The 19,323-nt window shown below is 61.0% G+C and carries 17 protein-coding genes and 1 riboswitch; of the genes, 8 read left to right on the top strand and 9 right to left on the bottom strand.

The features are described from left to right. The first annotated feature begins 141 nt into the window (after window positions 1–141). The gene (locus BM026_RS02670) at window positions 142–759 is read left to right on the top strand and encodes a PAQR family membrane homeostasis protein TrhA (RefSeq protein WP_093527252.1); all 618 of its coding nucleotides are present in this window, start codon (window positions 142–144) and stop codon (window positions 757–759) included. Here BM026_RS02670 and BM026_RS02675 read toward each other — a convergent pair. After that, entirely contained in the window at window positions 754–1,656 is a 903-nt protein-coding gene (locus BM026_RS02675) for a LysR family transcriptional regulator (protein ID WP_092242033.1), read from the bottom strand. The genes BM026_RS02670 and BM026_RS02675 overlap by 6 nt on opposite strands. An 87-nt stretch (window positions 1,657–1,743) precedes the next feature. Here BM026_RS02675 and BM026_RS02680 point away from each other — a divergent pair, with 87 nt between their 5' ends. Continuing rightward, entirely contained in the window at window positions 1,744–2,988 is a 1,245-nt protein-coding gene (locus BM026_RS02680) for a D-amino acid dehydrogenase (protein WP_331459181.1), read from the top strand. A 34-nt stretch (window positions 2,989–3,022) separates the two neighbouring features. Continuing rightward, a complete protein-coding gene (locus tag BM026_RS02685; protein ID WP_093527254.1) occupies window positions 3,023–3,925 on the top strand; it encodes a transporter substrate-binding domain-containing protein in 903 nt (300 codons plus the stop codon). 3 nt (window positions 3,926–3,928) lie between these two features. Here BM026_RS02685 and BM026_RS02690 read toward each other — a convergent pair whose 3' ends face one another. Further along, the gene (locus BM026_RS02690) at window positions 3,929–4,648 is read right to left on the bottom strand and encodes a 16S rRNA (uracil(1498)-N(3))-methyltransferase (protein ID WP_093514128.1); all 720 of its coding nucleotides are present in this window, start codon (window positions 4,646–4,648) and stop codon (window positions 3,929–3,931) included. Window positions 4,649–4,678: 30 nt separating this feature from the next. Then, window positions 4,679–6,085, bottom strand: coding sequence for an adenosylmethionine--8-amino-7-oxononanoate transaminase (locus BM026_RS02695; protein WP_093120675.1), 1,407 nt, complete (start codon window positions 6,083–6,085; stop codon window positions 4,679–4,681). A gap of 273 nt (window positions 6,086–6,358) precedes the next feature. On the opposite strand from BM026_RS02695, the gene BM026_RS02700 reads away from it, so the two are divergent. Further along, window positions 6,359–6,910: a cytochrome b gene (locus BM026_RS02700; RefSeq protein ID WP_092242044.1), complete on the top strand. Its 552-nt coding sequence runs from the start codon at window positions 6,359–6,361 to the stop codon at window positions 6,908–6,910. Between the two features lie 32 nt (window positions 6,911–6,942). Then, window positions 6,943–7,521 (top strand): YceI family protein, encoded by a 579-nt coding sequence (locus tag BM026_RS02705; RefSeq protein WP_093514129.1) that lies wholly within the window; start codon window positions 6,943–6,945, stop codon window positions 7,519–7,521. Window positions 7,522–7,587: 66 nt separating this feature from the next. Here the strand turns inward: BM026_RS02705 and BM026_RS02710 are convergent, their stop codons facing one another. The 5 genes from BM026_RS02710 to ahcY all read right to left on the bottom strand — a co-directional run bounded on the left by BM026_RS02710 (window position 7,588) and on the right by ahcY (window position 14,157). Then, on the bottom strand, window positions 7,588–9,471 hold the full coding sequence (locus BM026_RS02710; RefSeq protein ID WP_071490343.1) for an RNA helicase RhlE2: 1,884 nt from the start codon (window positions 9,469–9,471) through the stop codon (window positions 7,588–7,590). Window positions 9,472–9,692: 221 nt separating this feature from the next. Continuing rightward, window positions 9,693–10,484, bottom strand: a complete 792-nt coding sequence (locus tag BM026_RS02715; protein WP_093527256.1) for a substrate-binding periplasmic protein — start codon at window positions 10,482–10,484, stop codon at window positions 9,693–9,695. Window positions 10,485–10,547: 63 nt separating this feature from the next. After that, the gene (locus BM026_RS02720; protein ID WP_092242051.1) at window positions 10,548–11,630 is read right to left on the bottom strand and encodes a hypothetical protein; all 1,083 of its coding nucleotides are present in this window, start codon (window positions 11,628–11,630) and stop codon (window positions 10,548–10,550) included. Between the two features lie 76 nt (window positions 11,631–11,706). Further along, a complete protein-coding gene (gene metF, locus BM026_RS02725; protein ID WP_092242053.1) occupies window positions 11,707–12,552 on the bottom strand; it encodes a methylenetetrahydrofolate reductase [NAD(P)H] in 846 nt (281 codons plus the stop codon). Between the two features lie 195 nt (window positions 12,553–12,747). Further along, entirely contained in the window at window positions 12,748–14,157 is a 1,410-nt protein-coding gene (gene ahcY / locus BM026_RS02730) for an adenosylhomocysteinase (RefSeq protein WP_092242059.1), read from the bottom strand. Window positions 14,158–14,178: 21 nt separating this feature from the next. Further along, a riboswitch (S-adenosyl-L-homocysteine riboswitch) is annotated at window positions 14,179–14,285 on the bottom strand. 198 nt (window positions 14,286–14,483) lie between these two features. On the opposite strand from ahcY, the gene BM026_RS02735 reads away from it, so the two are divergent. The 3 genes from BM026_RS02735 (at window position 14,484) to BM026_RS02745 (ending at window position 17,867) form a co-directional block, all read left to right on the top strand. Next, entirely contained in the window at window positions 14,484–14,888 is a 405-nt protein-coding gene (locus BM026_RS02735) for an acyl-CoA thioesterase (RefSeq protein ID WP_092242066.1), read from the top strand. 103 nt (window positions 14,889–14,991) lie between these two features. Beyond that, window positions 14,992–16,923 carry a patatin-like phospholipase family protein gene (locus BM026_RS02740; RefSeq protein WP_093120915.1) on the top strand — a complete coding sequence of 644 codons (1,932 nt, stop codon included), beginning with the start codon at window positions 14,992–14,994 and terminating at the stop codon, window positions 16,921–16,923. A gap of 56 nt (window positions 16,924–16,979) precedes the next feature. Continuing rightward, window positions 16,980–17,867, top strand: coding sequence for a formate/nitrite transporter family protein (locus BM026_RS02745; RefSeq protein ID WP_092242068.1), 888 nt, complete (start codon window positions 16,980–16,982; stop codon window positions 17,865–17,867). Here the strand turns inward: BM026_RS02745 and BM026_RS02750 are convergent. Next, the gene (locus BM026_RS02750) at window positions 17,861–19,120 is read right to left on the bottom strand and encodes a cation:proton antiporter (protein WP_093527258.1); all 1,260 of its coding nucleotides are present in this window, start codon (window positions 19,118–19,120) and stop codon (window positions 17,861–17,863) included. The two genes, BM026_RS02745 and BM026_RS02750, sit on opposite strands and share 7 nt — an antisense overlap. Window positions 19,121–19,323: the final 203 nt, after the last annotated feature.

Below are 19,323 nucleotides of genomic sequence, written 5' to 3' on the forward strand. Positions count from 1 at the left end.
CCGTGGCTCTTGTTCGAATGCCGTCGATTGTGCCCGCAAAACCGTTCGGCGTCGCCGGAACGTCATAAGCCGCTTGCACTCTTATGCGCAAGGCTGGACGCTTGCCAGCCAGTCCTAACGGTTACAGGAGGCCAGTGACAGATGTACCACGGGGAACGATTCAACGCCTGGAGCCATTTGCTCGGTGCAGTCGCGGCGTGTATTGGCGCCGTGTGGATGTTGGTGGTGGCGAGCCTGGACGGCAGCCCCTGGAAGATCGTCAGCGTGGCGATCTATGGCTTTACCTTGATGGTGCTGTACAGCGCGTCCACCGTGTACCACAGCGTGCAGGGGCGGCGAAAAGAGATCATGCAGAAGGTCGATCACTTTTCGATCTACCTGTTGATCGCCGGCAGCTACACGCCATTTTGCCTGGTGACCCTGCGCGGGCCGTGGGGCTGGACGCTGTTCGGGATTGTGTGGGGGCTGGCGGTGATCGGGATTTTGCAGGAGATCAAGCCGCGCTCGGAGGCGCGCATCCTGTCGATCGTGATCTATGCGGTGATGGGCTGGATCGTGCTGGTGGCGGTCAAGCCGTTGCTGGCAGCATTGGGGATCGCCGGGTTTATCTGGCTGGCCTCGGGCGGGGTGTTGTACACCGTCGGCATTATCTTTTTTGCCTTGGAGGATCGCCTGCGGCATTCCCATGGCATCTGGCATTTGTTTGTGATCGGCGGCAGCCTCCTGCATTTTGTGGCGATCATGCATTACGTCTTATAGCCGCTCCAGAAGCTCCCTGGCACGGTGGCCAAAAATCTCCAGCAGATTGGCCAACATATGCGGCGGCGCCTCGTCGGCGCGGGTCAGGGCGTACAGGGTGATTGGCAGCGGCGGGGTCAGGGGGCGGATGCAGGTAGTGGTTGTCGACGCGCCCAGCGCGGTGAAGGGGTCGATCACCGTCAGACCTGCGCCGGATTCCACCATGGCGCGGGCCAGGGAATAGGTTTGCACCGAGATCGTCACCCTGGGCGGTGGGTCGACGTTTTCCAGGTAGCTGTCGAGCTTCGCCGCCAATGGGTCGGCGCTGGAGAGGCCGATCAGCGGTGCGCCTGCCAGGTCAGCCAACGGCAAGGGCTGGCTCAGTTCGGCTGGCGGCCAATAGCCTTTGGACGCCAATGCCACCAGCACACCGCCCGCCAGCACCTGCGTGGTCAACCCCGGATGGCCGGAAAAGTTGAGCGTCAGCGCCAGGTCAATCTCACGCATCAGCAGCTTCTGCACCAGCTCGCGGCTATGGTCGCTGGACAGCTCGCAGGTCATGTCCGGGTAATCGTTTTTCCACTGCAGAATCGCCGGCGGCAGCAGCGACAGCGCCAGCGCCGGGATCGCGCCGATGCGCACACTCTGGCCCGGTTCTCGGCGCAAGGCCTTGGCCAGGCGCCGCACACCCTGCAGGCTATCGGTGACTTTCTCCACTTCGCTTTCCAGCGCCAGGGCTTCCGGGGTGGGCAGCAACTTGCCGCGTACCCGCAGGAAGAGGGGGAAGCCCAACTGCAATTCGGCGTGTTGCAACACTTTGGTCACCGCCGGTTGCGAGACATGCAGCAATTGCGCGGCGGCGCTGACCGAACCGGTCTGGCGAATGGCCTGGAAGATTTCGATATGACGCAAGCGCATGGCAAGTCCATAACCTTTGTTTATAGGTGACCCATCTTTATTCATTGTCGGTGGCCTGTCACCTGCTCTTAGGCTTGAGGCCTCTTGATTCAACGGTGGGCGGCAAAGATGGTGTGCATCATTGGCGGTGGGGTGATTGGTCTGGCCAGCGCATACGCGTTGGTGCGTGCAGGTCATGAGGTGACGGTGATCGATGCACGCGAGACCCTGGGCAGTGAGACCAGCTTCGCCAACGGCGGGCAATTATCCTATCGCTACGTGGCACCCCTGGCCGATGCTGGCGTGCCGCTGCAAGCCATTGGCTGGTTGCTGCGTGGTGACTCGCCGCTGAAGCTGCGCCCGCGCCTCGACCCCCGGCAATGGCGCTGGATGGCGGCGTTCCTGGGTGCCTGCCGTGGCTCGGTGAATAAGCGCAATGCCGCGCACCTGTTGCGCCTGGCCTGCCTGAGCCAGGACACCTTGCAGCAGTGGCGCGAGCACGACCACCTGGACGGTTTCGACTGGCGGCGCAACGGCAAGCTAGTGACCTTTCGCAATGCCAGCTCCTTTGAGCATGCCCGCGGCAAGGTCACCGATATCCTGCAACAGCAGGTGCTGTCGGCCGCTGATTGCGCTCGCCTGGAGCCGGCGCTGGCGGGCGGTGGATTTGTCGGCGGGATCTATACACCCAATGAAGAGGTCGCCGATTGTCATGCCTTCTGCCAGCGATTGGCGGCGCGGCTGGAGGCATCGGGGCGTTGCACCTTCTTGTTGGGGCGCAAGGTCACCGGGATCCGCCATGCCGAGGGCGCGGTGCAGGCCATCGAGATCGATGATGAAGTGATGCCGGTCGAACACCTGGTGCTGGCGGCGGGGTATCGCAGCGCCGAGTTGGGCGTGTCGCTGCCGCTGTACCCGCTCAAGGGCTACAGCCTCAGCGTGCCGATTGGCGCTCGGCACCAGGCGCCGAACGTGAGCATCACCGACTATGACCGCAAGATGGTCTACGCACGTATCGGCGAACAACTGCGGGTCGCCGCCATGGTCGATATCGTCGGTTTCGACGCCCGCCTCGAACCCAAACGCCTGGCGCTGATGAAACGCCAGGCCGTGCAGACGTTTCCGCTGGCGGGGGATTACGCCCACGCAGTGGAATGGGCCGGCATGCGCCCGGCCACCCCGACCGGTGTGCCGCTGATTGGCGCGGGTGTCTACCGCAACCTGTGGCTGAACCTGGGTCACGGCGCACTCGGCTTCACCCTGGCCTGTGGCAGCGGCCAGTTACTGGCCGAGTTGATCGGCCGGCGAACGCCTTCCATTGATATGCAGGGCCTTACGCCTCGCGCTGCGTAAAGACTCACAAACCGAAAACCAACGGAGAATAACAATGAAAAAGATCCTGTTGACCGGCTGCACCCTGGGGCTTTTGCTGGCCGCGCAGGCCCATGCCAATCAAACGCCGCTGGACGGTACGCTGGGCAAGATTGCCGACGCCAAGACCATCACCTTGGGCTATCGCGATGCGTCGGTACCGTTTTCCTACGTGGGGGATAACAGTGGCAAACCCATGGGCTATTCGGTGGAGTTGGCGAACAAGATCGTCGAGCGCATCCAACAGAAAATCGGGGTGGCCAAGCTCACTGTGAAGTACAACCTGGTGACGTCCCAGACCCGTATCCCGCTGGTGCAGAACGGTACCGTCGACCTGGAGTGTGGCTCCACCGGGGTGACCGCCGAGCGCCAGAAGCAAGTAGCGTTCTCCTACGGGTTTATCTATGTGAAGGGGCAGTTGCTCACGGCAAAAGACAGTGGCATCCAAGGCTTTGCGGACCTTGCAGGCAAGAACGTGGTGACCACGGCCGGCACCACCAACGAGCGTTTCCTCAAGAGCTACAACGCCGAGCACAAGGCCAATATGTTCGTGATCAGCGCCAAGGACCATGGCGAAGCCTTCAAGATGCTTGAGACCGGCCGCGCGGCGGCGTTCTACATGGACGACGCGTTGCTCTACGGCGAACGCGCCAAGGCCAAGGACCCGCACAACTGGGTGGTGGTGGGCGAGGAGCAATCGCGGGAAATCTACAGCTGCATGGTGCGCAAGGACGACCCGCAGTTCCTGGCGGTGGTCAACGAGACGCTCGCAGACCTGTACCGCAGCGGCGAGATCAATGGGATTTACCAGCGCTGGTTCGAACAGCCGATTCCACCCAAGGGCCTGAACCTGGAGTTCCCGATGACCAGCGAGTTGAAGGCGATCATTGCCCAGCCGATCAGCGATCCGGTGGAGTAACCCCTAGAAGTCGCCCCACAACTGCTGGGCGACGGCCAGCGCCACCACCGGCGCCGTCTCGGTACGCAACACCCGCGGGCCGAGGCGGGCGGCGTGGTAGCCGGCGCCTTGGGCGGTATCGACTTCATGGTCGGTCAACCCGCCCTCGGGGCCGATCAGAAAGGCCAGGCTGGCAGGCTTTGCATGGCTGATCATCGGCTCGGCCACCGGGTGCAGCACCAGCTTCAACTGCGCCTCGGTCTGCTTCAACCAGTCTGCCAGCAGCAGCGGCGGGTGGATCGCCGGCACCGTCGAACGCCCGCATTGTTCACAGGCGCTGATCGCCACCTGGCGCCAGTGCAGCAAGCGTTTGTCGGCACGCTCGTCCTTGAGGCGTACTTCGCAACGCTCGCTGAAAATCGGCGTAATCGCGTTGACGCCCAGTTCGGTGGCTTTCTGGATCGCCCAGTCCATACGCTCGCCCCGTGACAGGCCCTGGCCGAGGTGGATATGCAGCGGTGATTCGGCCTGGCCTGCGAAGCACTCTGTCAGTTGCACAGTGACGCGTTTCTTGCCGACTTCCAGCAGCGTGCCCAGGAACTCCTGGCCGGAGCCGTCGAACAATTGCACGGCATCGCCTTCGCCCATGCGCAGCACGCGGCTGATGTAGTGCGCCTGGGCTTCGGGCAGTTCGTGGTCGCCGATGCTCAGCGGGGTGTCGGTGAAAAAGCGGGACAGTCTCATTTCTGTTCTCTGAAAAAGGAGTGCGGGCAATCAGCCCGGATCACGGAAGCCTGGGTGGAAGTCTTTTGGCACCGCCACACTGACTGTGCTGTTGGTGGCGATATCGATGCCTTCGCTGGCGACCTCGGCAAGGAAGTCGATCTGCTCCGGGGTAATCACATAGGGCGGCAGGAAGTACACCACACTGCCCAGCGGCCGCAACAGCGCACCGCGCTCCAGGGCGTGCTCGAATACCTTCAAGCCACGGCGTTCCTGCCACGGGTAGGCGGTCTTGGTGGCTTTGTCCTGGACCATCTCGATGGCCAGCACCATGCCGGTCTGGCGTACTTCCGAGACGTGAGGGTGGTCCACCAGGTGCGCAGTGGCAGTGGCCATGCGCTGGGCCAGGGCCTTGTTGTTCTCGATGACGTTGTCTTCTTCAAAGATATCCAGCGTTGCCAGTGCCGCCGCACACGCCAGCGGGTTGCCGGTGTAGCTGTGGGAGTGCAGGAAGGCGCGCAGGGTGGGGTAGTCGTCGTAGAACGCGCTGTACACGTCTTCGGTGGTGACCACGGCTGCCAGCGGTAGGTAGCCGCCGGTGAGCGCCTTGGACAGGCACAGGAAATCCGGGCGGATACCGGCTTGCTCGCAGGCGAACATGCTGCCGGTACGGCCGAAGCCAACAGCGATTTCGTCGTGGATCAGGTGCACGCCGTAACGGTCGCAGGCTTCGCGCAATAGCTTGAGGTAAACCGGGTGGTACATGCGCATGCCACCGGCGCCCTGGATCAGCGGTTCGATAATCACAGCGGCCACGGTGTCGTGGTGCTCGGCGAGGGTCTGTTCCATCACCCGGGCCATCGTGCGCGAGTGGTCTTCCCAGCTCACGCCTTCGGGGCGCAGGTAACAGTCCGGGCTTGGTACTTTGATGGTGTCGAGCAACAGCGCCTTGTAGGTCTCGGTAAACAGCGGCACGTCGCCCACCGACATCGCGGCGATGGTTTCGCCGTGGTAGCTGTTGGTCAGGGTGACGAAGCGCTTCTTGTTCGGCAGGCCGCGGTTGAGCCAATAGTGGAAGCTCATTTTCAGCGCGACTTCGATGCACGACGAGCCGTTGTCGGCATAGAAGCACCGGGTCAGGCCTTCGGGCGTCATCGCCACCAGACGCTCGGACAGCTCGATCACCGGCTGGTGGCTGAAACCGGCGAGGATCACGTGTTCCAGTTGATCGACCTGGTCCTTGATGCGCTGGTTGATGCGCGGGTTGGCGTGGCCGAACACGTTGACCCACCAGGAGCTGACGGCGTCGAGGTAGCGCTTGCCTTCGAAGTCTTCCAGCCATACGCCTTCACCGCGCTTGATCGGGATCAGCGGCAGTTGCTGGTGGTCTTTCATCTGGGTGCAGGGATGCCACAGCACGGCAAGGTCGCGTTGCATCCACTGGTTGTTCAAGCCCATCGGTGATCTCCTCGAAGCGGTCCTGCGGCCGGCGCAGGTGAAACAATCGCGCAAGCCTATGCAATGGGCGGCTGTGTCACAAGCCATTACCGGTGAATTCGCAGTAAACGCGAGACGGTCTGTCACGTTTCTAAGGAATAGTCCTTAATCCATTGTTAACGTACTGTGCATAACCTCTTGATCGTATTTCTCGATATTTCAAAGCGAAATTTTCGGCTTTAATTCGATAGGTAAATCGCTAGTCTTGGGCACAGTTCTTACGGGATTAAGTACATGCAGCTACGCAATTCACCGGCCCGCTATGGTTGGGTCAGCATGGTTTTGCACTGGGGCGTGGCCCTGGTGGTGTTTGGCTTGTTCGCCCTGGGCCTGTGGATGGTCGGCCTCGACTACTACAGCGCCTGGCGCAAAGAAGCGCCGGACCTGCACAAGAGCATTGGCATCACGCTGTTCGCCATCATGCTGGTGCGTATCGTCTGGCGCCTGGTGAGCCCGCCGCCGCCACCGTTGGCCAGTTACAGCCGCATGACCCGTATCGGCGCGGCCTTTGGTCACGCCTTCCTTTATCTCGGGCTGTTTGCCGTGATGATCGCCGGTTACCTGATTTCCACCGCAGACGGTGTCGGTATCCCGGTGTTTGGTCTGTTTGAGATTCCTGCCGTGGTTTCCGGGCTACCGGACCAGGCAGACACCGCCGGCGTGGTGCACTTGTACCTGGCCTGGGTGTTGGTGGTCTTCGCCGGCTTGCACGGCGTGGCTGCATTGAAACACCACTTTATCGATCGTGATGCGACCCTCACGCGAATGCTGGGGCGCAAAGCCTGATGTTCAACCTCGACTCACAAGGAATAGAAAGCATGTTGAAAAAGACCCTCGCTGCTCTGGCAATCGGTACTGCCCTGCTGTCCGCAGGCCAGGTGATGGCTGCTGACTACAAGATCGACAAAGAAGGCCAGCACGCCTTCATCGACTGGAAAATCAGCCACCTGGGCTACAGCTACATTCACGGTACCTTCAAGGACTGGGACGGCACCTTCAGCTGGGATGCCGCCAAGCCAGAGGCCAGCAAAATCGCGGTCGATGTGAAGACCGCCAGCCTGTGGTCCAACCACGCAGAGCGTGACAAGCACATCGCCAGCAAAGACTTCCTGGACGTTGCCAAGTTTGCCGACGCCAAGTTTGTGTCCACCGCAGTCAAGCCCACTGGCGAAAAAACCGCTGACGTAACCGGCGACCTGACCTTACACGGCGTAACCAAGCCTGTGACCTTCAAGGCCACTTTCAACGGTGAAGGCAAGGATCCATGGGGCGGCGAACGTGCCGGCTTCAACGCCAAGACCACCGTCAACCTGAACGACTTCGGTATCAAAGGCCCAGGCCCGTCCTCGCAGACAGTGGACCTGGACATCTCGCTGGAAGGTGTCAAGCAGAAGTAATTTCTGCCTGCACAAAAAAAGCCCCGCATCGAAAGATGCGGGGCTTTTTTATGGGGCTTGTAAAACTCAGCGATTGCGTGTCAGCAGCGCTGGCTTCTCACCACGAGGACGGCCTGGCAACTGATCCAGTTGCTCCGGTGTCGGGAAGCGATCTACTTTCGACTCCTTGTGGATGATCTTCGGCGCCGGGCCACCGCGCGGGTTCTGCACAGCCGGTTCGGACAAGCGAGGCTGGTCGTCACGGGCCGGGCGGCGATTGTTGTTGCGCGAGTCTTCGCGACGGGCCTGGCCGTCACGGGGTGCGCCATTGCGCGGGCCATTGCGCTTGGCAGGCGGCGTACCGGTGGTACCGCCGCTGCTGTTGCGAGGGCCATTCTGACGGCCGCCCTGTGGCTGGCCGCCACGTGGAGCGCCTGCACCCGCGCCCTGCGCCGGAGCACCAGGGCGACGGCCACGGCCTTGGGCCGGTTTGGCCTGGGGCACGTAGTCAACGCGGTTACCGAAGTTATCCACATCGTCGTCGAGGAACTCGTCCGGAGCACGGTCGGCAGCAGCGCGTGGCGGTTGGCTCGGCTGGCGCTGTTCGCGGGCCGGGGTGCCTTCGCGGGGTTTCTGCTCACGGGCCGGGCGTTCGCCACGGCCGCTGGTGGCGGATTTTTCCTTGCCCTTGTCCTTGCCCTTGTCGCGACGACCACCGCCACCCCCGCCGCCGTTCGGGCCATCGCCCTTCGGACCGCGTGGGTTGCGCGGGTTGCGCACGTCCGGGCGCTCGCGCGCTTCTGGCTTTTCGGCCTCCACGGCGCTGGCATCGAAGCCCATCAGGTCGCCATCGGCGATTTTCTGCTTGGTCATGCGCTCGATGCTTTTCAGCAGTTTTTCTTCGTCCGGCGCGACCAGGGAGATGGCCTCGCCCGAACGACCGGCACGGCCGGTACGGCCGATACGGTGTACGTAGTCTTCATCGACGTTCGGCAGCTCGAAGTTGACCACGTGCGGCAGTTGGTCGATATCCAGGCCGCGAGCGGCGATATCGGTGGCCACCAGGATGCGCACCGAGCCGGCCTTGAAATCAGCCAGGGCCTTGGTGCGCGCGTTCTGGCTCTTGTTGCCGTGGATGGCGACGGCGGTGAGGCCGTGCTTGTCCAGGTACTCGGCCAGGCGGTTGGCGCCGTGCTTGGTGCGGGTGAACACCAGCACCTGTTCCCAGGCGCCTGCGGTGATCAGGTGCGCCAGCAGCGCACGCTTGTGGCTGGCGGCCAGGCGGAAGACGCGTTGCTCGATACGCTCGACCGTGGTGTTCGGCGGCGTGACTTCGATGCGCTCCGGGTTGTGCAGCAGCTTGCCGGCCAGGGCGGTGATGTCCTGGGAGAACGTGGCCGAGAACAGCAGGTTCTGGCGTTTGGCTGGCAGGCGGGCGAGGACCTTTTTCACGTCATGGACAAAGCCCATGTCGAGCATGCGATCGGCTTCGTCCAGCACGAGGATTTCCACGTGGGACAAGTCGACGCTGCCTTGGCCGCACAGGTCGAGCAAACGACCGGGGCAGGCCACCAGCACGTCGACGCCACGGGACATGGCCTGAACCTGTGGGTTCATGCCGACGCCGCCGAAGATGCAGGCGCTGACGAACTTCAGGTCGCGGGCATACAGCTTGAAGCTGTCATGCACCTGGGCGGCGAGTTCGCGGGTTGGGGTCAGGACCAGTACGCGCGGTTGGCGTGGGCCGTGACGCTGGGATTTGTCCGGGTGACCGTTGGGGAACAACCGCTCCAGAATCGGGAGGGCGAAACCGCCGGTTTTACCAGTACCTGTCTGAGCCGCAACCATCAGGTCGCGACCTTGCAACACGGCGGGAATGGCCCGCTGTTGCACCGGAGTAGGCTCGGTATAGCCCGCTGCCTCGATGGCGCGGACTAAAGCCTCGGAGAGACCGAGGGAAGCAAAGGACATGAGTAATCCTGTTTTAGTTAGGGCTTGGCCCAAAGGGATAATCTTGCCGGGCGTGAATGGCGCTTAGGGGAGCGCAACCCCGTCCGGTCCTGCTGCGTCTGGCGGGCACTCCACCGGCTCGCGCGGGCTGAAAGCTGCGCTGTAGCGGGGTTGGGTGCCTTTTTCAAGACCTCAGCGGCCGGGCGTGAGCCTGGCGGAAAGGCCGGAGTATAACAGAGCAATCACTGTGCGCTGCTTTCCTGCTGCTCAACGGTGCGTTCAGAGGCCGTAATGGCCTGGATTCCACCATATTTGGCACTCAAGGCGCTATAGGCCGGCTCTTGCTTGAAGCGTTTGAGCTCGGTGGCAAAGCGCTGTACCAGGAGGTCCATGCCTGCGCCACGGCGTACCGCGAGAAATTGCTGCTGGCGACTGACCACGGCCGGCGCCTGGCTGACCTTGCCTTCCAGGCCCAGCGCCTTGATCACATGCTGGCCCACTCGACGGTCGGTGATCACCAGGTCGATGCGTCCCAGCATCAATTTGCCGAAGTTGGCCTCATGGCTCGGTGCCGGTTCACGATTGAACAGGGGGGAGTCGCTGAACGCCGCGCCGTACAGGTAGCCTGGCGACGTGCCGACGGTCAGGCCGCTCAGGTCTTCGAGGTTGTGCACGGGGTGGGGACGCTCATTGGCGTAGAACAGCGTGAACTCCACTTCGGACAACGGCTCACTGGGGTATAGCAGCAAGGCGTCGCGCTCATGGCTGTGGAAAATATCCAAAGCGCCATCGGCATGGCCTTGGTCCAGCATGGCCAGGCAGCGCTTCCAGGGCAGGAACTGCCATTCCACATCTACGCCCAGGCGCTGGAACACAATCACCGTGGTTTCATAATCCAGCCCCCGCATGCTGCCCTGGTCCTCATACACGTAGGGCGCCCAGGGCTCGGTGACAATGCGCAGTTTCTCGCCATAAGCGGCGAGGCTCAGGCAAGTGAAGAGGGCGGCAGTCAACAACTTCAGAATGACGGGCATGCCCTGAGGTTACGACGCTCCCGCACTAAAGAGAAGCTCTGGCACGCGCATCTGCGGGCGGGGCTATTTGCCCGGTGAGGCCATCAAGTGTTCGTAGATCGCTGCCCGCCGCTCGCCGAGGATCAGGCGTACCACGGGGTTGGCAAACCAGTGCTCCAACTGATGAGTGTCGATCGGGCGCTTCTGGCGTTCTTCCAGGTTCTGCCGGGCCTTGTCCCACCAAACCGGGCCACACGCCTGGTCGAACTCGTTCTCATGCTCGTAGCAGCCGTAGAGAATTTCACGGATGAATTGCTGCTGGTGCTTGGGCAGCACCAGCGTGATCAGCTTGTACAGAAGGCGCTGCAGGCGGGGAGGGCGTGGCAGGTGCGAGGACACCTTGCGAGTGTCGGCCAACGCCAGTGCGCTGGTGGGCGCGGCCGCATGCTTGGCGATCCAGGCCTTGACCTTGGCGCGAAACAGCTGCTTGCGACTCCAGTAGTGGTGGATCAGGTCCGGGCATTCGCGCACGTTGACGGTGCGATAGGCGGCGATCGACAGGCAGAACTCTTCGAGGGTGTACGCGCCTTGGGCATAGGGGAACAGTTCGTCCATCAAGGCGATGGAGCGGTCGAGGATGTGCGCATCCTGTTGCGTCAGGCCCATGACCCCGGAGTTGAGCGTCATCATGTCATCGTCGGCCACGCCCATGTCCAGCAGGCGCTGGCGCAAGGCGGTGTAGAGAATGCTCTCGTGGTTGTCGCCGTACTTGCTGTAGAAGGCATTGCACAGCAGGGTGCCGGGTTGCACGCGCTCGAACAGGTCCATCGGTGAGTGATGGAAGAAGGTATCGGTGTCGATCAGCATGGCCACCGGCGATTCTTCCAGCACTTGGCGCAATACCACATGCTTGGTACGGAAGTGATAGCCGTGGGGTTCGCTCCAGCGTTTGCGGGTAGCTTCGTCCAGCGGGCGTACGCGTACCGGCAAAAGGCGATAGGGCTCGGGGTTGTCGCTGAATACCTGGATATCCACGGCGGCTTCCGGGGTTGCCTGCAGGAAAGCCAGCGCACTGGCGATGCTGAACACCGCTTCCTGGTGGTAGGTCTCGGAGCCGAAGACCAGGTAGACCAGTTGTGGGCGGGACGGCGTGGGCACTGTATTCATGGACTGCTGGGTTCCGTGGGCATGTAAAACGACAAAGGCCCTCGTAGACGAGGGCCTTGGCACTGCCGGGCAACCTTCAGCGTGGCAGCTTGAGGTTGTTCCAGATTGCAAGGCTTGGTTCAGCCTGGTTCAGGGTATAGAAGTGCAACCCTGGCGCGCCACCTTGCAACAATTCTTCACACATTGTGCTGATGACCTGTTCGCCGAACGCCTGGATGCTCTTGACGTCGTCGCCATAGGCTTCCAGTTGTTTGCGCACCCAGCGTGGGATCTCGGCGCCGCAGGCATCGGAGAAACGCGCCAGTTTGCTGTAGTTGGTGATCGGCATGATGCCTGGCACGATCGGGATGTTCACGCCCATGGTTCGTACACGCTCGACGAAGTAGAAGTAGCTGTCGGCGTTGAAGAAATACTGGGTGATTGCGCTGTCGGCGCCGGCGTTGGCCTTGCGCACGAAGTTCTGCAGGTCGTCTTCGAAATTGCGTGCTTGTGGATGCATCTCCGGGTAAGCCGCGACTTCGATATGGAAATGGTCGCCGGTTTCTTCACGGATGAAGCTCACTAGGTCATTGGCGTAGCGCAGCTCGCCGCTGGCCATGCCCATGCCGGACGGCAGGTCACCGCGCAGGGCGACGATGCGCTTGATACCAGCAGCTTTGTACTGGGTCAGCAGGCCGCGCAGGTCGGCCTTGCTGTCGCCCACGCATGACAAATGCGGAGCGGCGGGAACTTTGACCTGGCTTTCCAGCTGCAACACGGTGTTGATCGTGCGGTCACGGGTCGAGCCGCCAGCGCCGTAGGTGCAGGAGAAGAAGTCCGGGTTGTAGCTGGCCAACTGCGTGGCAGTCGCCATCAGTTTTTCATGCCCAGCATCGGTCTTGGTCGGGAAGAACTCGAAGCTGTAGCGACGGTCTTGGGACATGGTAATAACCCTTTGAAACTCAGATACCGGAAGTCATGCACCGATTTAATGTGGGAGGGGGCTAGCCCCCGATGAGGGTGTGTCAGTCGACATATCTGTTAACTGGCATTTCGTTATCGGGGGCACGTCGAATCGTCGCAGCGCCCCTCCCACATTAAAGGCCCGCCCTCACAAGGAGAGCGGGTGGTAAGCAAATCAGTAGCGATAAGCGTGCGGCTTGAACGGACCTTCGACGGTCACGCCGATGTAGTCAGCCTGGGTCTTGGTCAGTTGAGTTACCACGCCGCCGAAGCCGCGGACCATTTCCAGGGCCACTTCTTCGTCGAGTTTCTTCGGCAGTACTTCCACGGTCAGGCGCTCGGCTTTCTGGGCAGGCGACAGGTCGGCGTACTTCTGGCCGAACAGGAAGATCTGGGCCAGTACCTGGTTGGCGAACGAGCCATCCATGATGCGGCTTGGGTGGCCAGTGGCGTTGCCCAAGTTAACCAGGCGGCCTTCAGCCAGCAGGATCAGGTAGTCGTCGTTCTGTGGGTCGAAATCACCCGCGCCGGTACGGTGAACCTTGTGCACCTGAGGCTTCACTTCTTCCCATGCCCAGTTCTTGCGCATGAAAGCGGTGTCGATCTCATTGTCGAAGTGACCGATGTTGCAGACCACGGCACGTTTTTTCAGGGCGGCGAGCATGTTGGCGTCGCAGACATTCACGTTACCGGTGGTGGTGACGATCAGGTCGATCTTGCCCAGCAGGGCCTTGTCGACGCTGGCGGCGGTGCCGTCGTTGACGCCGTCGATGAACGGCGAAACCACTTCAAAACCGTCCATGCAGGCTTGCATGGCGCAGATCGGGTCGACTTCGGAAACCTTGACGATCATGCCTTCCTGACGCAGGGACTGGGACGAACCCTTGCCCACGTCGCCGTAGCCGATCACCAGGGCTTGCTTGCCCGACAGCAGGTGGTCGGTGCCGCGCTTGATGGCATCGTTCAGGCTATGACGGCAGCCGTACTTGTTGTCGTTCTTGCTCTTGGTCACCGAGTCGTTGACGTTGATGGCCGGGATTTTCAGCTCGCCCTTGGCCAGCATGTCCAGCAGGCGGTGCACGCCGGTGGTGGTTTCTTCGGTCACGCCGTGGACGCGGTCGAGGATCTGCGGGTACTTCTTGTGCAGCAGCTCGGTCAGGTCGCCGCCGTCGTCGAGGATCATGTTGGCATCCCAAGGCGCGCCATCTTTGAGGATGGTTTGCTCCAGGCACCACTCGTACTCTTCTTCGGTCTCGCCTTTCCAGGCGAACACCGGGATACCGGCAGCAGCGATTGCGGCAGCGGCCTGGTCTTGAGTCGAGAAGATGTTGCAGGACGACCAGCGCACTTCGGCACCCAGGGCAACCAGGGTTTCGATCAGCACGGCAGTCTGGATAGTCATGTGGATGCAGCCGAGGATCTTCGCGCCCTTGAGCGGCTGCTCAGCGGCGTACTTGCGACGCAGACCCATCAGGGCAGGCATTTCGGATTCGGCGATAAAGGTTTCGCGACGGCCCCAGGCAGCGAGGGACATGTCGGCGACTTTGTAGTCGTTGAAATCTGCAGGCGTGTTGACAGCGCTCATGAAGAGCCTCCATTCGTAGTGTGCGAATGGGCGCCGTTGAGCGTTTAGTATCAGGCCAGGTGGACCAGGCCGGACAACGCCCCATCCGAGCCTGACAGGTTGAACCTGCTGCAGCGCCCCTCGGACAGGTGGCGGGAGAACGGTATCAACCGAAGATAACCGTTTTGAAGCGGGGGCGATTATAGCCGTGTGCGCCAGACTTCCCAAGCCTTTCTGTCGGCCATATGAAGATCGCTCATGGGGTTGATAGGCAATGGCGCGTAGAGCTTGGGGCGGGCGTCTGCCATGATGTTGCCCATCATTGGGCAACACGCTTTGGAGTGAACATGAACTTCCACACCCGCAAATGGGTAAAACCCGAAGACCTCAACCCCAACGGCACCCTGTTCGGCGGCAGCCTGCTGCGCTGGATCGACGAAGAAGCGGCCATCTACGCCATTGTTCAACTGGGCAACCAACGCGTCGTCACCAAGTACATCTCCGAAATCAACTTCGTCAGTGCCTCGCGCCAGGGCGACATCATCGAACTGGGCATCACCGCCACTGCGTTCGGTCGCACCTCCATCACCCTGACCTGTGAAGTGCGCAACAAGATCACCCGCAGTAGCATTCTTACCGTGGAAAAAATGGTTTTCGTCAACCTTGGTGAAGATGGCCTGCCAGCGCCTCATGGCCGCACTGAGATCAGGTATGTGAAGGATCAGTTCAAGGACGACATTCCTCCACTGTAATCGCGGCCCGGGTCGATTTGCTTTACCAAATCATTCCGGATGGACCTGTCCCGGCTCTCGCGTCACTCAGGATGACATCCTGTAGAGAATGGCGCGTATGAATATGAAAGTGTCCAGCTCGCATTTCACTGCTCAGTCTCAGCCGCCGGAGAATGTAGAAAAGAATATAAAGACATCGCTGGTCAAAGACGTGGGCGAGCGCAAAGTGAGCCTTGAGCGATTCAGCGATGGCCGGGTGGAAGTGGTTTCGTCACCGCCGCCGCTTACGCATCTGGTATTGAGTGGGGGTGGGGCCAAGGGCATTGCTTTCCCGGGCATGGCCCAGGCACTTGAAAACCACAAAGCACTGGCGGGCGTCAAAGTGATCTCCGCGTCCTCCGTGGGCGCGATTTCTGCTGTGTTGCTGGCCAGTGGCATGGATGCCAGGACCTTTGAAAACCTGTCGAACAGACTCAACCTGCCTGAATTGCTGAACAGCAAGAATTCTTTTATGGCAAAGCTACAGAATGCCAGTACTGAAATTGGAAAACTGGCAGGGCGCTTGCCAGGTACGGCGGGAAATATCGCGCAGTTATTGTTCACCCTGATACCGCGCCTGCAAACCGAAGCGCAGGCCCTGAAAGACCTGATCGGCAATGAGGCGCGCAAGTCGCTGCTGGCGAAGGTCGCCGGGACCCGGCGGGTAGACCGGCCCGCTGGCGTCATGAAGATTGCAGACCGGCTCAGTGCCGGGAAAGGACCGACGTTTCGCGACATTGAGGTGTTGAGTCGTCACATTGCTGCGGTCAAGCAGCTCAACATCACGGGAACCGGTCTGTTCGATGGCCGACCGCAGTTGGTGGTGTTCAATGCGAGCACCACACCGGACATGGACATTGCCCAGGTGGCTCTTATATCTGGCTCATTACCTGGGTTGTTCAAAAGCCCGATAGAGCGGGGCCATGCCTTTCAGGAGCACGCTGAGCAAACGGCATTTCTGGATGGTGGACTGCTGGTCAACACGCCGTCTTCTGCGGTGATTGATCCGCCTTTTCCAGAAAGCCCTCTGAGCAAGAGCGAGTCACTGGTCGTCAGGTTCGAGTCCGAAAACCCGGAGCCTGCCAAGGCAGGCAGCGTTGTGAGCGGCTTGCTCGATAGGATCATTGGTGTCCCGCATGCGGCTGCCTGGGGGTATCAGGAAGACAAGCTCAAGGCACAAGCGGATCAGACCGTCGTATTACCGCTGAAATCAGAAAAGGGCGACTTCCGTGGCGTGTTCGGTGGCACGGTCAATTTCACCATGACCGACGATCAGAAGAAGCATCTGCAAACGTCGGCGCGTACGGCGGTAAGTGCGCACCTGGAAAAGCGTGCGGCGTTGCGTGAGCGTTACCAATTCCAGTCATTGGACGACGCGGTGTTGGCCATGGACGACAAAATGCTGGCGAGCGTTGAGAGTTATCTGGAGAAGGATCCCGCCGCCAAGGATGTGCTGATGTTTCGCAAGAGCGCACAGCAAGCAATGCAGGAACTGGAGGCCGCCATTACCGAAGCCAATCAGGCCAGTGACAAGCTGACGGTGACTCCCAGGTTGGCGGCTGCGTTGCGTAACCTGGATGCGCTGGCACGTCGTCCCGAGCGTGTCGAGTGGTTGGGACGGCGTCTCAACGCAGCCGGAAGGCCTAATTTTCAGCAGCTTCTGCAAGTGATGAACAGACAGCCTCCTGGCAACGAAGTGGCGATGTCGAAGGTCATGACGAACGCGGTTGTGCAGATGAACAGGCGTGATCTGGCGGTAAAGGCCGAAAATTTCACGCGGGAAGTCATTTACCCGTCGCTCTATCGGCCTGGCCAGCCGCAGGCCAATATCGAATTGCTGCGGCGTGCCGCCCGTGACTTGGCGGATGCCACGACGCCACAGGCGTTCAACAACGTGCGCGACGGCATCGTCAAATACTACAAGGCGCGTAGTAAACCCTGGAGTACCCCGATCCGCTCTACCACTGTAGAAGCCGCCATTGCCTGGCGCATACCAGTTAAATCGTCAGGCCACTGAACAGCCATCGTCGGGCCGTGTCGTAGCTACAGGTACCCCTCGGACTCTGGTAAATCATGGCCACCCAAACAGACGGCAAGACCCCCAACCTGTCGCAGGAAGAGCAGCAGGACGTGGACAAGAACCAGCCGCCTCGCGCGGCGGTGCTGCACGAAATCATCCGCACCCAGGGCGACCAGGAGCTCGAGCGCAGCGTCGCCGCCCTATGGTGGTCGGCGCTGGCTGCCGGCCTGACCATGGGGCTGTCGCTGATGGCCATGGGGCTGCTCAACTCGCGTCTGCCGGAGGGCGAAGCCTTCAAGGTGATCGCCAGCTTCGGTTACTGCGCGGGCTTCCTGGCGGTGATCCTCGCGCGCCAACAGTTGTTCACCGAAAACACCCTGACGGCCGTGCTGCCGGTGATGAGCAAGCCCACCCTGGGCAACGCCGGGCGCCTGCTGCGGTTATGGTCGGTGGTGCTGGTGGGTAACCTGTGCGGCACCTTGCTAGTGGCGTACGTGATGCTGCACCTGCCGATCTTCGATACCAGGACCGACATGGCCTTCCTTGAGATCGGGCGCAAGATCATGGAGAACGACCCCGGCCAGATGTTCGCCAAGGGCATCGTTTCCGGCTGGATGATCGCCACCATGGTATGGATGATCCCGTCCATGGAGAGCGCCAAGATGTGGATCATTATCTTGATCACCTACCTCATGGCATTGGGCGACTTCACTCATATCGTTGTCGGCTCGGCGGAGGTGTCGTACCTGGTGTTTGCCGGCGAGTTGCCGTGGAGTGACTTCTGGCTGGTGTTTGCCGGGCCGACCCTGGCGGGCAATATCATTGGCGGCAGCTTTATCTTTGCGTTGATCAGTCATGCGCAGATTCGCAGCGAAAGCAGCCTGCCGGGCAAAAAAGCTGCGGACCCGAGGCATCCGCAGCGGATCAACAAGGATCAGTGAGTGTCAGGCGCGGCCTGGGGCTCGTCCCGGGTTACGCGCTTGACCAGCTTGCCGATGCTCAAGCCCTGCAACAGGATCGACGACAGCACCACGATGTAGGTGATGCTCAGCAGCAAATCGCGCTCCGGGCCCAGTGGCAAGGCCAATGCCAGCGCCACTGAAACCCCACCGCGCAAACCACCCCAGGTCAGGATGCGGATGGTCCCGCGTGGCACCGTGCGCCAGCGGCGCAGCAACAGAATGGCCGGAGCGACCGTCAGCAGGCGCGACAGCAGGATCGCCACGGCCAGCAGGCTGGCGGCGAACACGTGCAGCCAGTTGAACGGCAACAGCAACAGTTCCATGCCGATCAGTGCAAACAGCAGGGCGTTGAGCATGTCATCGAGCAGCTCCCAGAAGCCGTCGAGGTAGCGACGGGTCATGTCGTTCATTGCCAGCTTGCGCCCCAGGTTGCCGATGATCAGGCCGGCGACCACCATCGCGATCGGTGCCGAGACGTGCAGTTCGGTGGCCATTGCCGAGCCGCCGATGACCAGAGCCAGGGTCAGCATCACTTCGATCTGGTGCTGCTCGATACTCTTGATCATCAGGTAAACGAGGTAGCCGATCAGGCCACCGAACACCACGCCGCCGATGGCCTCATGGGCAAACAGCATGGCGGTAGCGCCCACGGTGGGCGTCTCGCCCAACTGTGCGATCCCCAGCAGTACGGTAAACACCACGACTGCCGTGCCGTCATTGAACAGCGACTCGCCGACGATGGTGGTTTTCAGGGGTTTGGAGGCATTGGCGGTACGCAGTACGCCCAGCACCGCAATCGGGTCGGTGGGGGAAATCAGTGCACCGAACAGCAGGCAGTAGAGGAAGCTCAGATGCCAGCCAAACAAGGCAAAGATGTAATACGCCAGGCTGCCGATCACTACGGTGGCGATCAGCACGCCGAAGGTCGCCAGCAGGCCGATGGGCCAGCGGTAGCTGCGCAGGTCGTTCAGGTTGACGTGCAAGGCGCCGGCGAACAGCAGGAACGAGAGCATCCAGTTCATCAACAAATCGCCGAAGTCGATCTGGCCGATCAGTTGCTGGATGCGTTCCTCAAGACCGGGGTAGCCGAGAAAACTCAAGCCTTGCAGGATCAGTGAAAACACTAGCGCCGTGACCATCACGCCGATGGTGGGTGGCAGGCCGATAAAGCGAAAGTTCACGTAGGTGAGCAGGGTGGTGAGGCAAATGAAGGCGGCGACAAGTTCAAGCATCCGGGGTCCTTGGAAGATGGGGAGAGAGCGTTGATGGGGGATGGACCGCAACAGCGGCACGATGTTGCAGGGGTGGGGACAAATCACCGATAGAACCTTTCCGGACGTGGCGGTTCATAGCGGTGTGTGCGGTTTTACAGGTTTAGTGCTAAAACTCTAATTTCTGTTTAAAACTTAAAACAAAATTAAAAAAGGAATCAGTG

This window comes from Pseudomonas sp. NFPP24, from assembly GCF_900112095.1.
Lineage (GTDB): Bacteria > Pseudomonadota > Gammaproteobacteria > Pseudomonadales > Pseudomonadaceae > Aquipseudomonas > Aquipseudomonas extremorientalis.